This is a genomic window from Streptomyces sp. NPDC002690 (genome assembly GCF_053592415.1).
In genome coordinates, this window is the sequence record NZ_JBSFVR010000141.1 from 1 (window position 1) to 18,146 (window position 18,146).

At 72.9% G+C, this 18,146-nt stretch carries 14 protein-coding genes; 11 read left to right on the top strand and 3 right to left on the bottom strand.

All coding sequences use genetic code 11. The annotated features are described in order from the left end of the window. The first annotated feature begins 347 nt into the window (after positions 1 to 347). Both ACWD3D_RS18880 and ACWD3D_RS18885 read left to right on the top strand, forming a co-directional pair. Entirely contained in the window at positions 348 to 4,286 is a 3,939-nt protein-coding gene (locus ACWD3D_RS18880) for a glycosyltransferase (protein ID WP_451461974.1), read from the top strand. Continuing rightward, positions 4,283 to 5,842: a DUF5719 family protein gene (locus ACWD3D_RS18885; protein ID WP_451461975.1), complete on the top strand. Its 1,560-nt coding sequence runs from the start codon at positions 4,283 to 4,285 to the stop codon at positions 5,840 to 5,842. Before ACWD3D_RS18880 ends, ACWD3D_RS18885 begins: the two co-directional genes overlap by 4 nt. A 61-nt stretch (positions 5,843 to 5,903) precedes the next feature. On the opposite strand, the gene ACWD3D_RS18890 is transcribed toward ACWD3D_RS18885, so the two are convergent. Then, positions 5,904 to 6,332 carry a metallopeptidase family protein gene (locus ACWD3D_RS18890; protein ID WP_451461985.1) on the bottom strand — a complete coding sequence of 143 codons (429 nt, stop codon included), beginning with the start codon at positions 6,330 to 6,332 and terminating at the stop codon, positions 5,904 to 5,906. A 354-nt stretch (positions 6,333 to 6,686) separates the two neighbouring features. On the opposite strand from ACWD3D_RS18890, the gene ACWD3D_RS18895 reads away from it, so the two are divergent. From ACWD3D_RS18895 to ACWD3D_RS18930, 8 genes are all read left to right on the top strand, one after another. Further along, positions 6,687 to 7,064, top strand: coding sequence for a DUF3499 domain-containing protein (locus ACWD3D_RS18895; protein ID WP_328721366.1), 378 nt, complete (start codon positions 6,687 to 6,689; stop codon positions 7,062 to 7,064). A 103-nt stretch (positions 7,065 to 7,167) separates the two neighbouring features. Continuing rightward, positions 7,168 to 8,532: a phosphomannomutase/phosphoglucomutase gene (locus ACWD3D_RS18900; RefSeq protein ID WP_451461976.1), complete on the top strand. Its 1,365-nt coding sequence runs from the start codon at positions 7,168 to 7,170 to the stop codon at positions 8,530 to 8,532. A 364-nt stretch (positions 8,533 to 8,896) separates the two neighbouring features. Beyond that, the gene (locus ACWD3D_RS18905) at positions 8,897 to 9,079 is read left to right on the top strand and encodes a Trm112 family protein (protein ID WP_266710528.1); all 183 of its coding nucleotides are present in this window, start codon (positions 8,897 to 8,899) and stop codon (positions 9,077 to 9,079) included. 114 nt (positions 9,080 to 9,193) lie between these two features. Continuing rightward, positions 9,194 to 10,345, top strand: coding sequence for an SIS domain-containing protein (locus ACWD3D_RS18910; protein WP_451461977.1), 1,152 nt, complete (start codon positions 9,194 to 9,196; stop codon positions 10,343 to 10,345). 277 nt (positions 10,346 to 10,622) lie between these two features. Continuing rightward, positions 10,623 to 11,786, top strand: a complete 1,164-nt coding sequence (gene manA, locus ACWD3D_RS18915; protein ID WP_451461978.1) for a mannose-6-phosphate isomerase, class I — start codon at positions 10,623 to 10,625, stop codon at positions 11,784 to 11,786. A gap of 145 nt (positions 11,787 to 11,931) precedes the next feature. Further along, complete coding sequence (locus ACWD3D_RS18920) at positions 11,932 to 13,011, top strand: cation diffusion facilitator family transporter (RefSeq protein WP_451461979.1); 1,080 nt, start codon at positions 11,932 to 11,934, stop codon at positions 13,009 to 13,011. Positions 13,012 to 13,260: 249 nt separating this feature from the next. Further along, a complete protein-coding gene (gene ahcY / locus ACWD3D_RS18925) occupies positions 13,261 to 14,718 on the top strand; it encodes an adenosylhomocysteinase (protein WP_451461980.1) in 1,458 nt (485 codons plus the stop codon). Positions 14,719 to 14,866: 148 nt separating this feature from the next. Then, positions 14,867 to 15,508, top strand: a complete 642-nt coding sequence (locus tag ACWD3D_RS18930) for a hypothetical protein (RefSeq protein ID WP_451461981.1) — start codon at positions 14,867 to 14,869, stop codon at positions 15,506 to 15,508. Positions 15,509 to 15,559: 51 nt separating this feature from the next. On the opposite strand, the gene ACWD3D_RS18935 is transcribed toward ACWD3D_RS18930, so the two are convergent. Further along, a complete protein-coding gene (locus tag ACWD3D_RS18935) occupies positions 15,560 to 16,585 on the bottom strand; it encodes an RDD family protein (RefSeq protein WP_451461982.1) in 1,026 nt (341 codons plus the stop codon). Between the two features lie 118 nt (positions 16,586 to 16,703). Here ACWD3D_RS18935 and ACWD3D_RS18940 point away from each other — a divergent pair, with 118 nt between their 5' ends. Beyond that, a complete protein-coding gene (locus ACWD3D_RS18940) occupies positions 16,704 to 17,711 on the top strand; it encodes a stage II sporulation protein M (RefSeq protein ID WP_451461983.1) in 1,008 nt (335 codons plus the stop codon). A 202-nt stretch (positions 17,712 to 17,913) separates the two neighbouring features. Here ACWD3D_RS18940 and ACWD3D_RS18945 read toward each other — a convergent pair. Continuing rightward, positions 17,914 to 18,146 (bottom strand): hypothetical protein (locus ACWD3D_RS18945; RefSeq protein ID WP_451461984.1); only part of this gene is annotated, 233 nt, incomplete at its 5' end.

An 18,146-nucleotide genomic window follows, 5' to 3' on the forward strand; every position in this document is an offset into this window, starting at 1 on the left:
CGCCAGCACCCGCCGTCCGCACCCGCACCGCGCCCGCCGTCCGCGCGCCGCCCCCGCCGCAGCGGCCCGTGAACCCCGCTCCGCCGGGGAGCAAAGGGGGTAATGCGGGGGAGTCACGGAGATCCGCACCGCGCCCGTCCCGGCGGCCCCGGTCGCCGTCGCGAGGCCTCCATACCCTGCGGGGTGCGGCCGGGGTTCACCCGCTCGGCGCCAACGCCCGCGATCCGTACCGTTAGTGTGGGGCCCCGTCCGAGACACGCCAACGCCCTCCCGGGGCGCGCGTGTACACCGATGCAGCCTCACCGGGGGGAACGCCCCCGGAACCCGGCCGGAGGGCCCGTACCTCGATGTCCGTGCAGAGTCACCCGGCGGCGCCGAACGCGTCCGCCCCCCCAGAGTTCCCCCGGCACGTCGTCACCGCCGTGCTCGTCTCCCACGACGGCGCACGCTGGCTGCCCGACGCGCTCGCGGGCCTGCTCGGGCAGGAGCGCCCCGTACAGGACGCCGTCGCCGCCGACACCGGCAGCGCCGACGACTCCGCGCGGCTGGTCACCGAGGCGCTGGGCGGTGACCGCGTCCTGCACCTCGCGCGCCGGACCGGCTTCGGCGCCGCCGTCGACGAGGCGGTACGCACCACGACCGTGCTGACCGCCGACGACCTGCCGTACCTCAAGCGCCCCAGCGGCTGGGACCCGGTCACCAGGACCTGGCGCGACGACGCCTACGACCTGCCGGAACTTCCCTACGGCGAACCCGTCCAGTGGCTCTGGCTGCTCCACGACGACTGCGCCCCCGAGACCGACGCCCTCGCCGAACTCCTGCGCGTCGTCGACGTCGACCCGCAGGCCGCGATCGTCGGACCCAAGTTGCGCGGCTGGTACGACCGCCGGCAACTGCTCGAAGTCGGCGTCACCATCGCCAACAGCGGCCGCCGCTGGACCGCGCTCGACCGGCGCGAACAGGACCAGGGCCAGCACGACCAGGTCCGCAGCGTCCTCTCCGTCTCGTCCGCGGGCATGCTCGTGCGGCGCGACGTCTGGGAGGAGCTCGGCGGTTTCGACCGCAGACTCCCCTTGATGCGCGACGACGTCGACCTCTGCTGGCGCGCCCACATGGCCGGACACCGGGTGCTCGTCGCCCCCGACGCCGTGCTCCGGCACGCCGAGGCCGCCGCCCGCGAACGCCGCCCCATCGACTGCGCCGGACGCTCGGTGGTCGGCCCGCACCGCGTCGACCGTGCCGGTGCCGTCTACGCCATGCTCGCGAACAGCCCGGCCAAGAAGCTCCCCTGGGTGCTGCTCCGCCTCGTCGTCGGCACCCTGCTCCGCACCCTTGCCTACCTCGTCGGCAAGGTCCCCGGCCAGGCGATCGACGAGGTCACCGGCCTCGTCGGCACCCTGCTGCGGCCGGGCAGGATCATGGCCGCCCGCCGCGCCCGCGGCAAGGGCACCGTCGACCCGGCCGAACTCCGGTCACTCTTCCCGCCGCCCGGTGCCACCGTCCGCGCCACCGTCGAGCAGGTCGCCGGCAACTTCGGCTCCCGCTCCGACGCCGACGCCGCGGGCGGCTCCCGTCACGGGGCCGTCGAGTCCGGACCCGGCGGCGACGACGCCGACTTCCTGGAGATCGAGCAGTTCGCCCGGCTCAAGCGGATCGGCCGCAAACCCGGCCCCGTCCTCTTCGCCCTCCTGCTGCTCGTCTCCCTCCTCGCCTGCCGCTCCCTGCTCGGCGGCGGCGCCCTGGCCGGCGGCGCGCTGCTGCCCGCGCCGGACTCCGTCTCCGACCTCTGGGGCCGATTCGCGGACGGCTGGCACCCCGTCGTCACCGGCTCCACCGAGGCGGCCCCGCCCTACCTCGGCGTACTCGCCGCGGTCTCGGCGCTCTTCCTCGGCTCCACCGGCTTCGCGCTGACCCTGCTGCTCGTCTGCTCGGTGCCGCTCGCCGGACTCACCGCCTACTTCGCGTCCCGGCCGCTCATCGAGTCCCGCCTGCTGCGGGCCTGGGCGAGCATCGCGTACGCCTTCCTCCCGGCCGTCACCGGCGCGCTGGCCACCGGGCGCCTGGGCACCGCCGTGCTCGCCGTGCTGCTCCCGCTGATGGCCCGTACCGCCGTCTCGGCCCACGGCCTGCGCGGCGACGGACGGGTCCGCGGCAGCTGGCGGGCCACCTGGGCCTTCACCCTGCTGCTCACCTTCAGCACCGCGTTCACCCCGATCGTGTGGCCGCTCGCCGTCGTCCTCGGCCTGGGCGTGCTCGCCCTGCGCCGCCGGGACATCGCCGCGTACGGACTCCGGTTCCTCGCCACCGTCGGCACCCCGCTGCTCGTCCTCGCGCCCTGGTCGCTGAGCCTGCTGACCCGGCCGTCCGACTTGCTCCGGGAAGCGGGCCTGGACCTCGGCGACGGCACCGCGTCCGCCGTCGACCTGCTCTCCCTCAGCCCCGGCGGCCCCAAGGGCACCGGCTCCGTCCTCCTCTTCGGCATCGTCCTCGCCGCCCTCGCCGCGCTGCTGCGCGGCGAACGGCAGACGGCGATCCGCGCCTCCTGGGCCGCCGCGCTCGTCGGCCTGCTCTTCGCGGGCGTCAGCAACGGCTCCACCTGGGCCGGTCCCGCCACCCTCGTCTACGGCACCGCGCTGATCGCCGCCGCCCTGCTGGGCGCGGACGGGGCGCGGGTCCGCGTCGCCGCCCTCAGCTTCGGCTGGCGGCAGCCGGTGGCCGCGCTGATCGCGCTCGCCGCCGCCGCCGCGCCCGTGCTCGCCGCCCTCGCCTGGATGGCCGGCGGCGCCGCCGGACCGCTGGAGCGCCGCGACCCGGTGCAGGTCCCCGCGTTCGTCGCCGAGGAGAGCGGCACGGCGGACCAGCCGCGCACCCTGGTGCTCGGCGGGACCTCGGCAGGCTCGGTCTCGTACACCCTGGTCCGCGGCTCCGGCGCCCGCCTCGGCGACGCGGAACTGACCTCGGCGACCGGCAGCGACAGCCACCTGGACAAGATCGTCGCCAACCTGGTCGCGGGCTCCGGCGCCGACCAGGGCCACCAGCTCAGCGGCTTCGCCGTGCGGTACGTGCTGGTGCGCGACGGCGCCCCGCGCGAGATGGGCCGGGTACTCGACGCGACCCCCGGCCTCAGCCGCCTCAGCCAGCTCGACGGCAGCGCCCTGTGGCGGGTCGACCAGGACGTCGCGCGCGTCATGATCGTCCCGGCCTCCGGTGACGGCGAGGGCGTCGCGGTGCCCTCGGGCGCCGTGGAGTCCCACACCAAGATCCCGGCGGGCGAGGACGGCCGGGTGCTCCGCCTCGCCGACGCGGCCGACCCCGCCTGGCTGGCCACCCTGGACGGGAAGCCCCTCACCCGCAAGACCGTCGACGGCTGGGCACAGGGCTTCGAGCTCCCCGCGGCCGGCGGCCGGCTCGACCTCACCTACGACACCCCGATCACGCACTCCGCGTGGATCTGGGCGCAGATCGGGCTCGCCGTGGTCCTCGTGGTCATGGCCCTGCCGGGCCGCCGCCGCGAGATCGACGACGACCTCCCCGAGGACGCCGAAGCCGCCGCCGCGGCCGACGCGGCCGAGGGCGACGGACGCCGGGCCCGCCGGCTCCGCGCCGCCGCCGAGGCGGAAGCCGCCGCCGCTGCGGCCGAGAGCGACCCGTCGCCGGACGGCTCGCCGGACAACCCCGGCTTCGACCCCGAGCCGTACGCCCCGGCGGACGGCGAGGACGGCGCCTACGTCCCGGCCCAGGCGCAGGCCCAGGCCCAGGCCCAGGCCGAGGACGACAGCACGTACGCCGCGCAGGCAGAGGGGGGCGACGGCCTGTACTCCGCGCAGGCCGCGCAGCCCGGGGAGGCCGACGGCACGTACGCCGCGGTTCCCCAGCAGCAGTACGCCGAGTGGGACGGGCAGCAGTACCAGCAGTCCGCGTACGCGCCGTACCAGACCGGTCAGCAGCAGACCGGCGAGTACCAGACCGGCGAGTACCAGACAGGTCAGTACCCGGCCGGGCAGCAGTACCCCGCCGAGCCGTATCCGGCGGGCCAGTACGGGACCGACCAGTTCCAGCAGGTCGACCCGTACCAGCAGAACGCCGGCGTCCACGATCCGTACGGCTACGGGCAGCAGCAACCACAGGAACAGCAGCAGTACCAGGGTTACGAGACCCAGACCCCGTACGACCCGTACGCGGGGCAGCAGTACGGCGTCCACGACACCGACGAGCAGGTCGACCCGAACGCCCCGGACCAGGCGCCGTGGCAGACCCGTAACGCATCGCGAGGCGAGTCCGAGTGAAGTCCACACCCCTGTCCCTCATCGCGGGCGCCGTCGCCCTCGCCGCCGTCACCGGTTTCGCCGCGTTCAACGCGCCCGGTGACACCGCACCGGCGAAGGCGGCGTCCGCCTCGCGGCTGCCCGTCGAGCGGTCCAGCCTGCTCTGCCCGGCTCCCAGCGACTCCGAGCTGGCCGAGACCGTGTACACCTCCTTCACCCCGGCGGGGAAGGGAGCGAGCGGGGAGTCGGCCGCCGAGCTGAAACAGACGCTGCCCGTCACGGACGACGAGACCGACACCGGTAAGACCGACAAGTCTGACAAGACTGACAAGTCCGCCAAGGCCGACAAGGCAGCGGCGGCGGCCAAGAAGAAGGCCGAGAAGCCGGTCCTCGCGCTCAAGGAGGCCGGAAAGCCCGTCACGGCCGAGGCCGACGGCGCCGACGCGCCCGCGCTCGTCGGCACCGCCACCGGCGCGCTCGCCCCGGGCTGGAGCGCGCAGCAGACCACCTCCGTCTCCGTCGGCTCCACCCGCGGGCTGCTCGGCGTCAGCTGCACCGCGCCCGACACGGAGTTCTGGTTCCCCGGCGTCAGTACCGCCGCCACGTCGCAGGACTACATCCACCTGACCAACCCGGACGACAGCGCGGCCGTCGCCGACATCCAGCTGTTCGGCCCGGACGGAGACCTCAAGGCGGACGTCGGCGACGGGATCGCCGTTCCGGGGCACTCCGGCGTGGCCATGCTGCTCTCCACGCTGACCGACGAAGCGGTCGACGACGTCACCGCCCACGTCACCACTCGCAGCGGCCGGGTCGGCGCCGTGGTCCGGGGAGCCGAGGAGGACACCGGAAGCGACTGGCTGACCGCCGCCGCGGACCCCTCCGCCACGGTCGTGATGCCCGGCATCCCCGCCGACGCCACCTCGGTCCAGCTGATCGCGTTCGCGCCCGGCGACGACGACGCGGACGTCAAGGTGCAACTGATGGGGAAGACGGCGACCTTCGCCCCGGCGGGCAACGACACCCTGCACATCAAGTCGGGGATGACCGCGAGCGTCGACCTGAAGAACGTCACCCGCAAGGAGCCGGGCTCGCTGCGGCTCACCCCGGCCGAAGGCGGCCGGGCCACCCCGATCGTGGCCGCGCTGCGCGTGGTGCGGGGTACCGGCTCCGGCCAGGAGATCGCGTACATCCCGGCCACCCGGCCGGTCGGGGCCCGGGCGAGCGTGGCCGACAACCGGGCCAAGGGCTCGACCCTGTCACTCGTCGCACCCGGCGCCACCGCCCAGGTGAAGGTCACCGCCACGGCGGGCAGCGAGGGCGGGGAACAGGTCGTCAAGACGTACACCGTCAAGGGCGGTACGACCCTCGCGGTCACCCCGCCCGTCCCGTCCGGGCTCAAGGGCTCGTACGCGCTGACGGTGGAGACGGAGTCGGGCGGTCCGCTCTACGCGGCCCGCACGCTCGCCCTCCCGGAGGACGGCGTGCAGATGTTCACCGTGCAGACGCTGCCGGACGACCGGGGCACCGTCGAAGTCCCGGCCGCGGTGCAGGACCTGACGGTGCTGGACGACTGACGGCACGGACCGCACCGGTGGGCCCGTCAGGCGGCACGGGCCCACCGGTACGGGTGACGCCTCAGTCCTGCCCGTACCGGGGGTCCACGGACTCGGGGGAGAGCCCCAGCAGCTCCGCGACCTGTTCCACCACGACCTCGTGCACCAGCAGCGCCCGTTCGTCCCGGCTCTTCGACCGGATCTCGACGGGGCGCCGGTAGACGACGATCTGCGCGGGCTGACCCTTCGCCGCCGAGACCGCGCGCCCCAACGGCACCGTGTCCTCGAACGTCACCGGCGCGTCCTGCACCACGAAGTCCACCTCGGCGAGCTGCGGCCAGCGCCTCTCCAGACGCTCCACCGAGTCCTGCACCAGATCGCGGAAGGTGTCCGCACGACTCACCGACAGCGGCACCTGCGGCGGGGCCAACGGCCCGCGCATGCCGCGGCCGTGGCGGTCGCGGCGCCGGGGCCGGGGGTCGGGCGGGGGCGAAGGTACGGGACTGTCCATCACCGACGCAGCGTAACCCTCCCGGCGCGGGTGTCCGACGCCCGGGCACGGGGCGCCGCCGCCGTATCCGCAACTCCCGCCGAAGACATTTCAATCTCGATTTTCCGGCCAAGTTGAGCCACTTTTCGGCCCTGCTCGTGATCACCGAACCCTCACCCCCCGCCCTCCCCGTCACCACCGGGTGCTCACGTGCGCACACAAGCGGAACCACTGTGACCAGCCGCTCCCCGGCCGGCGGGTGACCGTCACGGCCCCCGGCAGGGCCCCCGCCACCGGGAACGACGAACGACACGGTGGCCCGAGCCGGGGGAGGGTCGTCGCAGCCCGCTCAAGAGTGCGGTACCGTCCAACGTCGTGAGCCCTGTACGTCGCTGTTCGCGCACTGCGTGCGGCCGTCCTGCCGTCGCGACACTGACGTACGTCTATGCCGACTCGACTGCGGTCCTCGGCCCGCTCGCCACCTACGCCGAGCCCCACTGTTACGACCTCTGCGCCGAACACAGTGAGCGGCTCACCGCGCCCCGGGGCTGGGAGGTGGTCCGGCTCACCGACTCCTCCGCCCCCACCCACCACAGCGCCGACGATCTCGAAGCGCTGGCCAACGCCGTCCGCGAGGCCGCCCGCCCGCGCGACCGGGGCCAGGACGGAACCGGCCGCGGGCCGCGTACCGCCGACCCCGTCGAGGTCGCGCGCCGGGGCCACCTGCGGGTCCTGCGTTCCCCCGACTCCTGACGGCACCCGCCCGCCGGCCCCGCACCGCCGGTGGGCGGCCCGTAACGGCGTACCGCGGGCCGGGTAGTTTGGGCGCTCAGCCCAGACCCCAGGAGGACCGGCCGTGGTTGCTGATCTGTCGCAGCTCGTGAAGGCGTACGACGTGCGCGGCGTCGTACCCGACCAGTGGGACGAGTCGCTCGCCGAACTCTTCGGCGCGGCGTTCGTCCAGGTCACCGACGCGGACGCGATCGTCATCGGTCACGACATGCGCCCGTCCTCGCCCGGCCTCGCCGGCGCCTTCGCGCGCGGCGCCCAGGCCCGCGGCGCCGACGTCACCCTGATCGGCCTCTGCTCCACCGACCAGCTGTACTACGCCTCCGGAACCCTCGACGTGCCCGGCGCGATGTTCACCGCCTCGCACAACCCGGCCCAGTACAACGGCATCAAGCTCTGCCGGGCCGGAGCCGCCCCGGTCGGCCAGGACACCGGCCTCGCCGACATCCGCGCGCTCGTGGAGCGGTGGTCCGAGCACGGCGCGCCCGCCCCGGCAGAGACCGGGGGGACGCTCACCGAACGCGACACCCTCACCGACTACGCCGCCCACCTCCTCGGACTCGTGGACCTGACCGCGATCCGGCCGCTCAAGGTCGTGGTGGACGCGGGCAACGGCATGGGCGGCCACACCGTGCCCACCGTCTTCGCGGGTCTGCCACTGGACGTCGTACCGATGTACTTCGAACTCGACGGCACCTTCCCGAACCACGAGGCCAACCCCCTCGACCCGGCCAACATCGTGGACCTGCGGGCCCGCGTCCTCGCCGAGGGCGCCGACCTGGGCCTCGCCTTCGACGGCGACGCCGACCGCTGCTTCGTCGTCGACGAACGCGGCACGGGCGTCTCGCCGTCCGCCGTCACCGCGCTCGTCGCGGAGCGGGAACTCGCCCGCAACGGCGGCAAGGGCACCGTCATCCACAACCTGATCACCTCGTGGTCCGTCCCCGAGGTCATCCGCGAGAACGGCGGCACCCCCGTCCGCACCCGCGTCGGCCACTCCTTCATCAAGGCCGAGATGGCCGAGCACGGCGCGATCTTCGGTGGCGAACACTCGGCGCACTACTACTTCCGGGACTTCTGGAACGCCGATACGGGCATGCTCGCCGCCCTCCACGTCCTCGCCGCCCTCGGCGGACAACCGGGCACGCTCTCCGCACTGCTCACCTCGTACGACCGCTACACCGGGTCCGGCGAGATCAACTCCACCGTCGCCGACCAGTCCGGCCGCCTCGCCGCGATCCGAGCCGCGTACGGCGACCGCGAGGACGTGACCTTCGACGAGCTCGACGGCCTCACGGTCGCCTCCACCGACTGGTGGTTCAACGTCCGGGCCTCCAACACCGAACCACTTCTGCGCCTCAACGCCGAAGCCCGCGACGAGGCCACCATGGCGGCGGTACGGGACGAAGCCCTGGCCCTCATCCGGGCATAGGCCGAGTCCGGCCATTCCCACCGGGCGGGCGCGAACGGCCGCGCACGGCCCCGCGCACGCACGGTCGGCGGGGGCCGCCCGTCCGACGTGAACCCAGGGCCCGTCCGACGCGGAACGCGCTCCGTTCATCCGCAGACCACCGTCTGTTCGTGCCCCGGCCGGGCGCGCGTACCGCCGCCGGGCGATGCTGCGACCGGCGCCGGTGAGTCGACCCGGTCGTCGCGCGGCCTCCGGTGCCTTGCCGCCCGGCCGTCGCGCAGCGGGGGGCCCGGTCCTGCCGGACCGCGTCCCCCGCACCCCGGCGGTAGGCTGGCCTCGCCCCAACCGCGCGAAGCTCAACCGCATGTTCGAAGGGACCCGCCCCATGGCGCTCGAAGCCGGCCTTCTGGAGATCCTCGCCTGCCCGGCGTGTCACTCCCCGCTCGACGACCGCACGGCGGACGACAGCCCGGAGCTGGTCTGCACCGGCGCCGACTGCGGCCTCGCCTACCCGGTCCGCGACGGCATCCCGGTCCTCCTGGTCGACGAGGCCCGCCGCCCCGCGTGACAGGACGCCGGGCACATCCGGCCGGTGCAGCCCCCGGAACCTCCGGCGGCGACCGGCCGCGACCGCGCCCGGCAGCCGCACACTGATCCGTACGGTGATCGGAGGCCCACCGCCATGCTCGACGAGACGTTGCTCGACGCCCCGGACGCCCGGGCCAGGGCCGACCGCCGAGGGCTCCTGCGCGGGGCCGCCGAGGCCGGCGCCCGCGTCCGTACCGCAGCCCTGCACGCGGCCGAGGCCGGCGTCGGAGGACTGACCCCCGAGGGCAGGCCGCGCGCCGTCCTCGTCGCCGGACCCGGCACCGCCGCCGCGGGCGTCGCCGACATCGTCGGCGCCCTCGCGGGAGCCGCCGCACCGGTCACCCGTATCCGGCCCACCGGCGTCGCCCCGGCCGGCGGAGCGCTGCGCTGGACCCTGCCCGGCTGGGCCGGCTCGGTCGACCTGCTCCTCATCGCCACCGCCGACGGCGCCGAACCCGGTCTCTCGCTCCTCGCCGAACAGGCCTACCGGCGCGGCTGCTCCGTCGTCGCCGTCGCCCCCACCCGCTCGCCGCTGCGCGAAGCCGTCGAGAGGGCCCACGGGCTCCTCGTCCCCATGGCCGCCGCCCCGCACGGCGAGTACGACGCCGAGACCTCGGCCGCCGGCCCCGGCACCCTGTGGGCGCTGCTCACTCCACTCCTCGCCCTGCTCGACCGGGTCGGCCTGCTCTCGGCGTCCGAGGAGGACCTGCGCAAGGTCGCGGACCGGCTGGACCGCACCGCCGAACGCTGCGGGCCCGCCATCGCCACGTACAGCAACCCGGCCAAGACCCTCGCCGCCGAGCTCGCCGACACGCTGCCGCTCGTCTGGACCGAGGGTGAAGCGGCGGGACCGGTCGGCCGCCGGTTCGCCGCCGTCCTCGCCGAACTCGCGGGGCGCCCCGCGCTCACCGCGCCGCTCCCCGAAGCCCTGCCCTCGCACGGCGGCCTGCTCGCCGGGGACTTCGCGGCCGGAGCCGACCCCGACGACTTCTTCCGCGACCGGGTCGACGAGGGGGAAGCACTGCGCGCCCGGGTCGTCCTCCTGCGGGACCGGCCCGCCGGCGGGCTGACCGCCGCACCCGCCGCCCGCGAACTCGCCCTCGGCCACGACACGGCCATCAGTGAACTCGAACCCGACGAGGGCAGCGAACTCGAAGCGCTCGCCGAACTCCTCGCCGTCACCGACTTCGCCGCCGTCTATCTCGCGCTGGCCACCGAACCTCCGGCTGCCGACAGCCCAGCCTGACGCGACCGGGCGACCCCCGGCGCACGCACTGCCCTGCCCCACCCTTTGACCCTCCGCCCGGAATCCCAAGGACCCGCAGGGGGCGTGCGGGGGTCACGGGGGCGGGCCGTACGGGCCGTGCGGGTGCACCCGCCCCGTCCGCACGGGCACCCGCACGCCACGCCCGTCCCACCTGCCACACCTGTCCCGTCCGTACGCCCGTCCTGCCTGCCACACCTGTTTCGTCCGTACACCCGTCCCGCCTGCCACACCTTCACGAAAGCCCGAGGACCACTCCATGGACCGGCTCTCCAACACCGTGCGCCCCTACGCCTGGGGCTCCACCACGGCCATCCCCGAGCTGCTCGGCACCCCGCCCACCGGGGAGCCGCAGGCCGAGATGTGGATGGGAGCCCACCCCGGAGCGCCGTCCCTGCTCACCCGCGACGGCACCGAACTCCCTCTCGACCAGGTCATCGCCGCCGACCCGGCCCGCGAACTCGGCTCCGCGACCGTCGAGAAGTTCGGCCCCCGCCTTCCCTTCCTCCTCAAGCTCCTCGCCGCCGGCGCTCCGCTCTCCCTCCAGGTCCACCCCGACCTCACGCAGGCCCGGCTCGGCTTCGCCGACGAGGAGGCCCGCGGCATCCCGCTCGACGCCCCCCACCGCACGTACCGGGACGCCAACCACAAGCCCGAACTGATCTGCGCCCTCACCCCCTTCGAGGGCCTCTGCGGTTTCCGCCGGCCCGAGGAGGCCGCCGCCCTGCTGGAGGCGCTCGGCGTCGACTCCCTCAAGCCGTACGCCGACCTGCTGCGCGCCCACCCGGAGGAGGACGCCCTGCGCGAGGTGCTCACCGCGATCCTCACCGCCGACCCGGCGGAGATGGCCGCGACCGTCACGGAGGCGGCGGCCGCCGCCGAACGTCTGGGCGGCCCGCACGCCCCGTACGCCGAGATCGCCCGCCACTACCCGGGCGACGCGGGGGTCATCGCCGCGATGCTCCTCAACCACGTGCGGCTCCAGCCCGGCGAGGCGCTCTACCTCGGCGCCGGCGTCCCGCACGCCTACCTCGACGGCCTCGGTGTCGAGATCATGGCCAACTCGGACAACGTCCTGCGCTGCGGACTCACCCCCAAGCACATCGACGTACCCGAACTCCTGCGCGTCGTACGCTTTGAAGCCACCGAGCCGGGCGTACTGCGCCCCGAAGCCGCGCCTTCCGGCGAAGAGCCGTACGAGACCCCGGTCGACGAGTTCCGGCTGTCCCGCTTCGACCTCTCGCCCGGAGCGGCCCCCGCCGACCTGACGGCCGCCACCCCGCAGATCCTGCTCTGCACCGCCGGCGCGCTCCGGGCCGGTGACCTGGAACTCGTACCGGGCGGCTCGGTCTTCGTCCCGGCGGGCGAAACGGTCGAAGCGTCAGGTAACGGCACACTCTTCCGGGCCACCGTGGTGGCCTGACGCACCACCCGTCCTCGGTGCTGCAACAATGTGCGGCCGTACCGCGACCATCACGCACGCGGCACCGATCCGCGTGTGCGGGACCGAATCACGCACGCGGCACCGATCCGCGTTTGCAGCACCGAGGAAGGGACACCAGGCACCCATGAGCGCGTCAGGCGGAACCAAGGCGATCGTGGCGGCACTCTCCGCCAACCTCGCCATCGCGGTGGCCAAATTCGTGGCGTTCCTCTTCAGTGGCTCCTCGTCGATGCTCGCCGAGAGCGTCCACTCGCTGGCCGACTCCGGCAACCAGGGACTCCTGCTGCTCGGAGGGAAGAAGGCACAACGCCAGGCCACCCCCGAGCACCCCTTCGGCTACGGACGCGAGAGGTACATCTACGCCTTCCTCGTCTCCATCGTCCTGTTCTCGGTCGGTGGCATGTTCGCGGTCTACGAGGGCTACGAGAAGATCAGGCACCCGCACCCCATCGAGGCCTGGTACTGGCCGGTGGGTGTGCTGGTCTTCGCGATCATCGCCGAGGGATTCTCCTTCCGTACGGCGATCACCGAGTCCAACCAGACCCGCGGCACGATGAGCTGGACGGACTTCGTCCGCCGCGCCAAGGCCCCCGAGCTCCCCGTCGTACTGCTGGAGGACTTCGGCGCGCTCATCGGTCTGGTCCTCGCCCTCGGCGGCGTCGGCCTCGCGCTCGCCACCGACGACGGCGTCTGGGACGGCATCGGCACCCTCTGCATCGGCATCCTGCTCATCGTCATCGCACTGGTGCTCGCCGCCGAGACGAAGTCCCTGCTCCTCGGTGAGTCGGCCGGACCCGAGCAGATCGCGAAGATCAGGGCCGCAGTCGTCGACGGCGACACCGTGACCGGCATCATCCACATGCGCACGCTCCACCTCGGCCCCGAGGAACTGCTGGTCGCCGCCAAGATCGCCGTCCAGCACGACGACACCGCGACCGAGGTCGCCAACGCGATCAACGCCGCCGAGACCCGCATCCGCGCGGCGGTGCCGATCGCGCGCGTCATCTACCTGGAACCCGACATCTACAGCGCCGACGCCGCGTCGACGGGCACCAACCCCGGCCGGTCCACCCTGGCCGAGGACGCCGAACAGCCCCCCGGCGAGTCCGGCGAGTCCAGCAATTCCGGCGAGTCCGGCAATTCCGGCGGCCCCGGGGGCCGAGCGGACTCCGAGGGCGAGAGCCCCGCCGGCCCGGGGCACTGACCCCCGCCGTTCCGTACGTCACGTGAGCGCACCGTCCTCCCAGTGGGCCGGTGCGCTCAACCCTGCTCGGTGTAGATTCGTACGCGTACCAGACGTCGCTGCTGATGGCGGTCGATCGGCCCGCGGAAGCGGACCGGCCGAGGGAGAGAGGGCCTCCGACGGACTGCGCTGCGAGTCCCGGGCATTCCTGTGCCCGGCGCCGCACAGCCAGCCAGCCCACCCTCGATCCTCACGAGGAGCAGACCCGCCATGACGACGGTCAGCCAGAACCAGGACTTCAAGGTCGCCGACCTTTCCCTCGCGGTGTTCGGCCGCAAGGAGATCACCCTCGCCGAGCACGAGATGCCCGGCCTGATGTCGATCCGCAAGGAGTACGCCGCCGCGCAGCCGCTGGCCGGCGCGCGCATCACCGGCTCGCTGCACATGACCGTGCAGACCGCCGTGCTCATCGAGACCCTCGTCGCCCTCGGCGCCGACGTCCGCTGGGCCTCCTGCAACATCTTCTCCACCCAGGACCACGCGGCCGCCGCCATCGCCGTCGGCCCGACCGGCTCCCCCGAGGCCCCGGCCGGCGTCCCCGTCTTCGCCTGGAAGGGCGAGACGCTGGAGGAGTACTGGTGGTGCACCGAGCAGGCTCTGACCTGGCCGAACACCCCCACCGGTGGCCCGAACATGATCCTGGACGACGGCGGCGACGCCACCCTCCTGGTCCACAAGGGCGTCGAGTTCGAGAAGGCCGGCGCGGCCCCGGACCCGTCCACCGCGGACAGCGAGGAGTACGCCCACATCCTCACGCTCCTCAACCGCACCCTCGGCGAGTCCCCGCAGAAGTGGACCCAGCTCGCGTCCGAGATCCGCGGTGTCACCGAGGAGACGACCACGGGCGTCCACCGTCTGTACGAGATGCACCGCGACGGCACCCTCCTGTTCCCGGCGATCAACGTCAACGACGCCGTCACCAAGTCGAAGTTCGACAACAAGTACGGCTGCCGCCACTCCCTGATCGACGGCATCAACCGCGCCACCGACGTGCTCATCGGCGGCAAGACCGCCGTCGTCTGCGGCTACGGCGACGTGGGCAAGGGCTGCGCCGAGTCCCTGCGCGGCCAGGGCGCCCGCGTGATCATCACCGAGATCGACCCGATCTGCGCGCTCCAGGCGGCCATGGACGGCTACCAGGTCGCGACCCTGGACGACGTCGTCGAGCAGGCCGACATCTTCGTCACCACGACGGGGAACAAGGACATCATCATGGCCTCCGACATGGCCCGGATGAAGCACCAGGCGATCGTCGGCAACATCGGCCACTTCGACAACGAGATCGACATGGCCGGCCTGGCCAAGATCGACGGCATCGTCAAGGACGAGGTCAAGCCGCAGGTCCACACCTGGACCTTCGCGGACGGCAAGGTCCTGATCGTCCTCTCCGAGGGCCGCCTGCTGAACCTCGGCAACGCGACCGGTCACCCCTCCTTCGTCATGTCCAACTCCTTCGCGGACCAGACCCTGGCCCAGATCGAGCTGTTCACGAAGCCGGAGGAGTACCCCACCGACGTCTACGTGCTCCCGAAGCACCTCGACGAGAAGGTCGCCCGTCTCCACCTGGCCGCGCTGGGCGTCAAGCTCACGACGCTCCGCCCGGAGCAGGCCGCCTACATCGGCGTCGAGGTCGACGGCCCGTACAAGTCCGACCACTACCGCTACTGATCCCGCCCGCCGACGGCCCACCCCCGCAGCGCGGGGAGCGTGGCCGTCGGCGACCGGAACAGCATCAGCAACAGGTACGAGCGCAGGCCCCCGCACCCCCGTGCCGGGGGCCTGCCCCGTATCCCGCCCGCGCAGCCCGAAGGACTCCATGCCCCGCGGCCGTTATTCGCTCCACGATCCGCACGATCGAACCCCCCTCGGTGAAGAGCACTTCCACTGCGCCCCCGGACCTTCCGGCTGGCGCTACGTCGCCCAGCGGACCGCCCCCTCCGGCGATCCCCTCGGCTCGACCGACCTCGCGCTCGACGAGCTCGGCCGGCCCATCCGCCTCGAACTGCACGCGGGCGGCTGGCAGATCCGCGGCGCCGCCCTCGAAGGCGTCACCTGGGTCCGGACCGGCCCCACCGGCACCGACGCCGCCGAGGGCAACGTCCGCGCCCACGCCTTCTCCGGCACCTCTCCCGCGTTTCTCGTCGCCGTCACGCGACTCCTGCGCCTCACCCCGGATTCCCCCGAGACCCGCATCCGTCTGGTCACCTTCACGGATCCGGTCCTCGCTCCCCTGACCGTCGATCAGTCCTGGGCACTGATGGACAGTGAAGCGCACCCCACTGACAACGGCCCCCTGTTGGTGGACACCTACCAGGTCAGCGACCTGAACACGGGGGAGCGCCACACGCTGCACCTCGCCGGGGACGTGGTTCTCGCCGCCCCGGGAATCGAACTCGAAGACCTCGAATCCCCGCCCTCGCCCAAGCCCGCACCGCGACAGGAGCACCCGGCCGAGTAGTGCGGGCGGCGGCGACCGCGACGCGTGCGGCCGACGAGCCCTGCCGACGCCTCAGGCCGGCGGAGCGAACCCGGTCGGAACGGCGTGCGCCGCGGTGACAGCCGGACTCTCCCCGGCTCCCGGGACGCCCGAGCCGGGCAGTACGTACGCCCCGGGCGGCACAGGAGGCGCGGGCGGGCCGGTCAGGGCGCCCCCGCCGACGACGGGCGTACTCGCGGGCGCACTCCACCCGGTGGCTCCGCCGGCCCCCGGTGCGGGCGCCCGCCAGGCCGTCTCCGGCGACACGGTGTGCGTGACCGGGCCCGGCGCGTGCCCGGCCGACGGTGTCCTTCCCACCTCGTACCGTCGTGCCTCGCGGACCCGGCGCTCGTGCAGCACCGCGGCGACGTAGGCGGCGTGGGGAACCCCCGCCGGCGGCGGCAGCGCCGTCCAGGCCGCCAACTCGTCGGCGAGCCGCCTGCCGAGTGCCTGGCCCACGGCGGGATCGAGCCGGTGCAGGCGGGACACGTAACTCCGCGCGGTCAGCCAGAACTCGTCCGGCACCGCCGACAGGTCCAGCTGGGCGAAACGGCTTCCCAGCCACGGCGGAGGCGGCTGCAGAGCCAGGGAACGATCGCTCGGCACCCGTTCCCTTACGACGATCGTCCCGGCGAACACATCACCGAGTCGCCGGCCCCTGGCGGAGACGAGGGAGGCGATAGCCGCCACCCCGCCGAAGGTCGAGAGGATCTCGACGACACCCATCGCCCCGCGCACCAGGGCGTGGCGGAACGCGATGGGCCCTCCGTCCTCGCGCACCACCCGCAGACCGCAGGCGAGCTTTCCCAGGGAACGGCCGTGGCTCAGGGTTTCCACCGCGATGGGTCCGCCCACCAGCACCAGGAGGAACGACGCCACGGAGACGGCCGCGACGGCCGCGTCGTCCAGGGTCGCGGTGGCGAGGGTGAGCGCGAGGGTGAGCAGGAGGAACACGGTCAGCAGCAGTGCGGTGTCGATGGCCTGCGCCAAAGCCCTGCTCGGCAGCCGGGCCGGCCTGAGCTCCAACACCACCGCGTCCCCGGTCACGAGTTCGCTCATCGCCCCGCCTTTCGTCGCCCACCCCTGCCCCGTTGTGCGACAGTCTGCCAAGCTGATCGTCTGCGCGTCGCCGTTGTCGGGACCTCGTACGCCCCCTCGCCTGGAGCAGTCACCCACCATGGACCTCGATGTCTTCGCCACTGCCCACCGCGCGGAGTGGGATCGCCTGGAAGTACTGCTGAAACTGGGCCGCAGGCTCAGTGGTACCGAGGCGGACGAGCTGGTCGTGCTCTACCAGAGGACGGCCACCCATCTCTCCCTGATCCACTCCCAGGCGCCGGACCCGGCCATCGAGGGCCGGCTGACCCGGCTCGTGGCCCGTGCCCGGTCCACCGTGACCGGTACCCGCAAGGCGTCGTGGCGGGACGTGACGCGCTTCCTCACCGTCGGATTCCCTGCCGCGGTCTACCGCGCCCGCCACTGGTGGGTGCCCACGGCGGTGGCCTCCACCCTTCTCACGGTGCTCATCGGCTGGTGGATCGGTACGCACCCCGAGATCCAGGCGTCCCTCGGCGCCCCCGACGACCTGCGCGAACTCACCCGGCCGGGCGGGGAGTACGAGACCTACTACTCCAGCCATCCCGCGGCTTCCTTCGCCGCCCAGGTGTGGACGAACAACGCTCAGGCAGCAGCCATGTGCCTGGTCCTCGGAGCGTTTTTCTGCCTGCCCGTGATCTGGATCCTCTTCACCAACGTGCTCAACGTCGCGGTCGGTCTCGGCCTGATGTCGTCCGCCGGGCGGCTGGACACCTTCCTCGGACTGATCCTGCCGCACGGCCTCCTCGAACTCACCGCGGTGTTCGTGGCCGCCGGCACGGGCCTCAAGCTCGGCTGGACCCTCATCGACCCCGGACCCCGCTCCCGCCGCGACGCGCTCGCGGAGGAGGGCCGGGCCGCCCTCGGTATGGCCATCGGCCTCGCCCTGGTCCTCTTCGTGTCGGGACTCATCGAGGGATTCGTGACGCCTTCCGGCCTTCCCACCTGGGCCAGGATCAGCATCGGCGTCGCGGCCGAACTGGCCTTCCTGCTGTACGTGCGCGTCCTGGGCGGTCGCGCGGTCAGAGCCGGCGACACCGGTGACGTCGCGGTTTCCGAACGTGGCGCCTCGCTGCCGATCGCCGCGTGACCGCCACACCCCGACGGATGTGCGCCGGGCCTCACTGAGCTGCTAGTCTCCTCATCGCCCACAAAAACTGTTGACACGGTTCCTGTGGGGAGGTAGATTTTACTAGTTGGCTCGGACTGGACAGGTCGGGGCTTGACGGCTAATGTTTATCTCGCTCTTGCAAGGAATGTTCATTCCGGCGGAGCCACTTGATTCCTCTCACTCAGAGTTCGGGTCGTTCATTCGGCCCCGATAATTCTGATAAAGTCGAATCAGCCGAAAGGCAAAAGACCCCCACCAGGTCGCCGGAATCAAACTCGGACCGGAAACGGAACGAAAAAGAGTCTGGTAAGGTTGGGACCGCCGGAAAGGGAAACGCGAAAGCGAAGAACTGGAAAGCGAAAATCGCTTGACCCGCTTCGACCGGGAATCGGACCGATAAGAGTCTGATAGAGT

What these genes read in the sequence shown, in the direction of transcription:
- ACWD3D_RS18880 (WP_451461974.1), top strand. Translation starts at nt 348, where the DNA reads ATGTCCGTGCAGAGTCACCCGGCGGCGCCGAACGCGTCCGCCCCCCCA.
- ACWD3D_RS18890 (WP_451461985.1), bottom strand. Translation starts at nt 6,332, where the DNA reads ATGGACAGTCCCGTACCTTCGCCCCCGCCCGACCCCCGGCCCCGGCGC.
- ACWD3D_RS18905 (WP_266710528.1), top strand. Translation starts at nt 8,897, where the DNA reads ATGGCGCTCGAAGCCGGCCTTCTGGAGATCCTCGCCTGCCCGGCGTGT.
- ACWD3D_RS18910 (WP_451461977.1), top strand. Translation starts at nt 9,194, where the DNA reads ATGCTCGACGAGACGTTGCTCGACGCCCCGGACGCCCGGGCCAGGGCC.
- manA (WP_451461978.1), top strand. Translation starts at nt 10,623, where the DNA reads ATGGACCGGCTCTCCAACACCGTGCGCCCCTACGCCTGGGGCTCCACC.
- ACWD3D_RS18920 (WP_451461979.1), top strand. Translation starts at nt 11,932, where the DNA reads ATGAGCGCGTCAGGCGGAACCAAGGCGATCGTGGCGGCACTCTCCGCC.
- ahcY (WP_451461980.1), top strand. Translation starts at nt 13,261, where the DNA reads ATGACGACGGTCAGCCAGAACCAGGACTTCAAGGTCGCCGACCTTTCC.
- ACWD3D_RS18930 (WP_451461981.1), top strand. Translation starts at nt 14,867, where the DNA reads ATGCCCCGCGGCCGTTATTCGCTCCACGATCCGCACGATCGAACCCCC.
- ACWD3D_RS18935 (WP_451461982.1), bottom strand. Translation starts at nt 16,585, where the DNA reads ATGAGCGAACTCGTGACCGGGGACGCGGTGGTGTTGGAGCTCAGGCCG.
- ACWD3D_RS18940 (WP_451461983.1), top strand. Translation starts at nt 16,704, where the DNA reads ATGGACCTCGATGTCTTCGCCACTGCCCACCGCGCGGAGTGGGATCGC.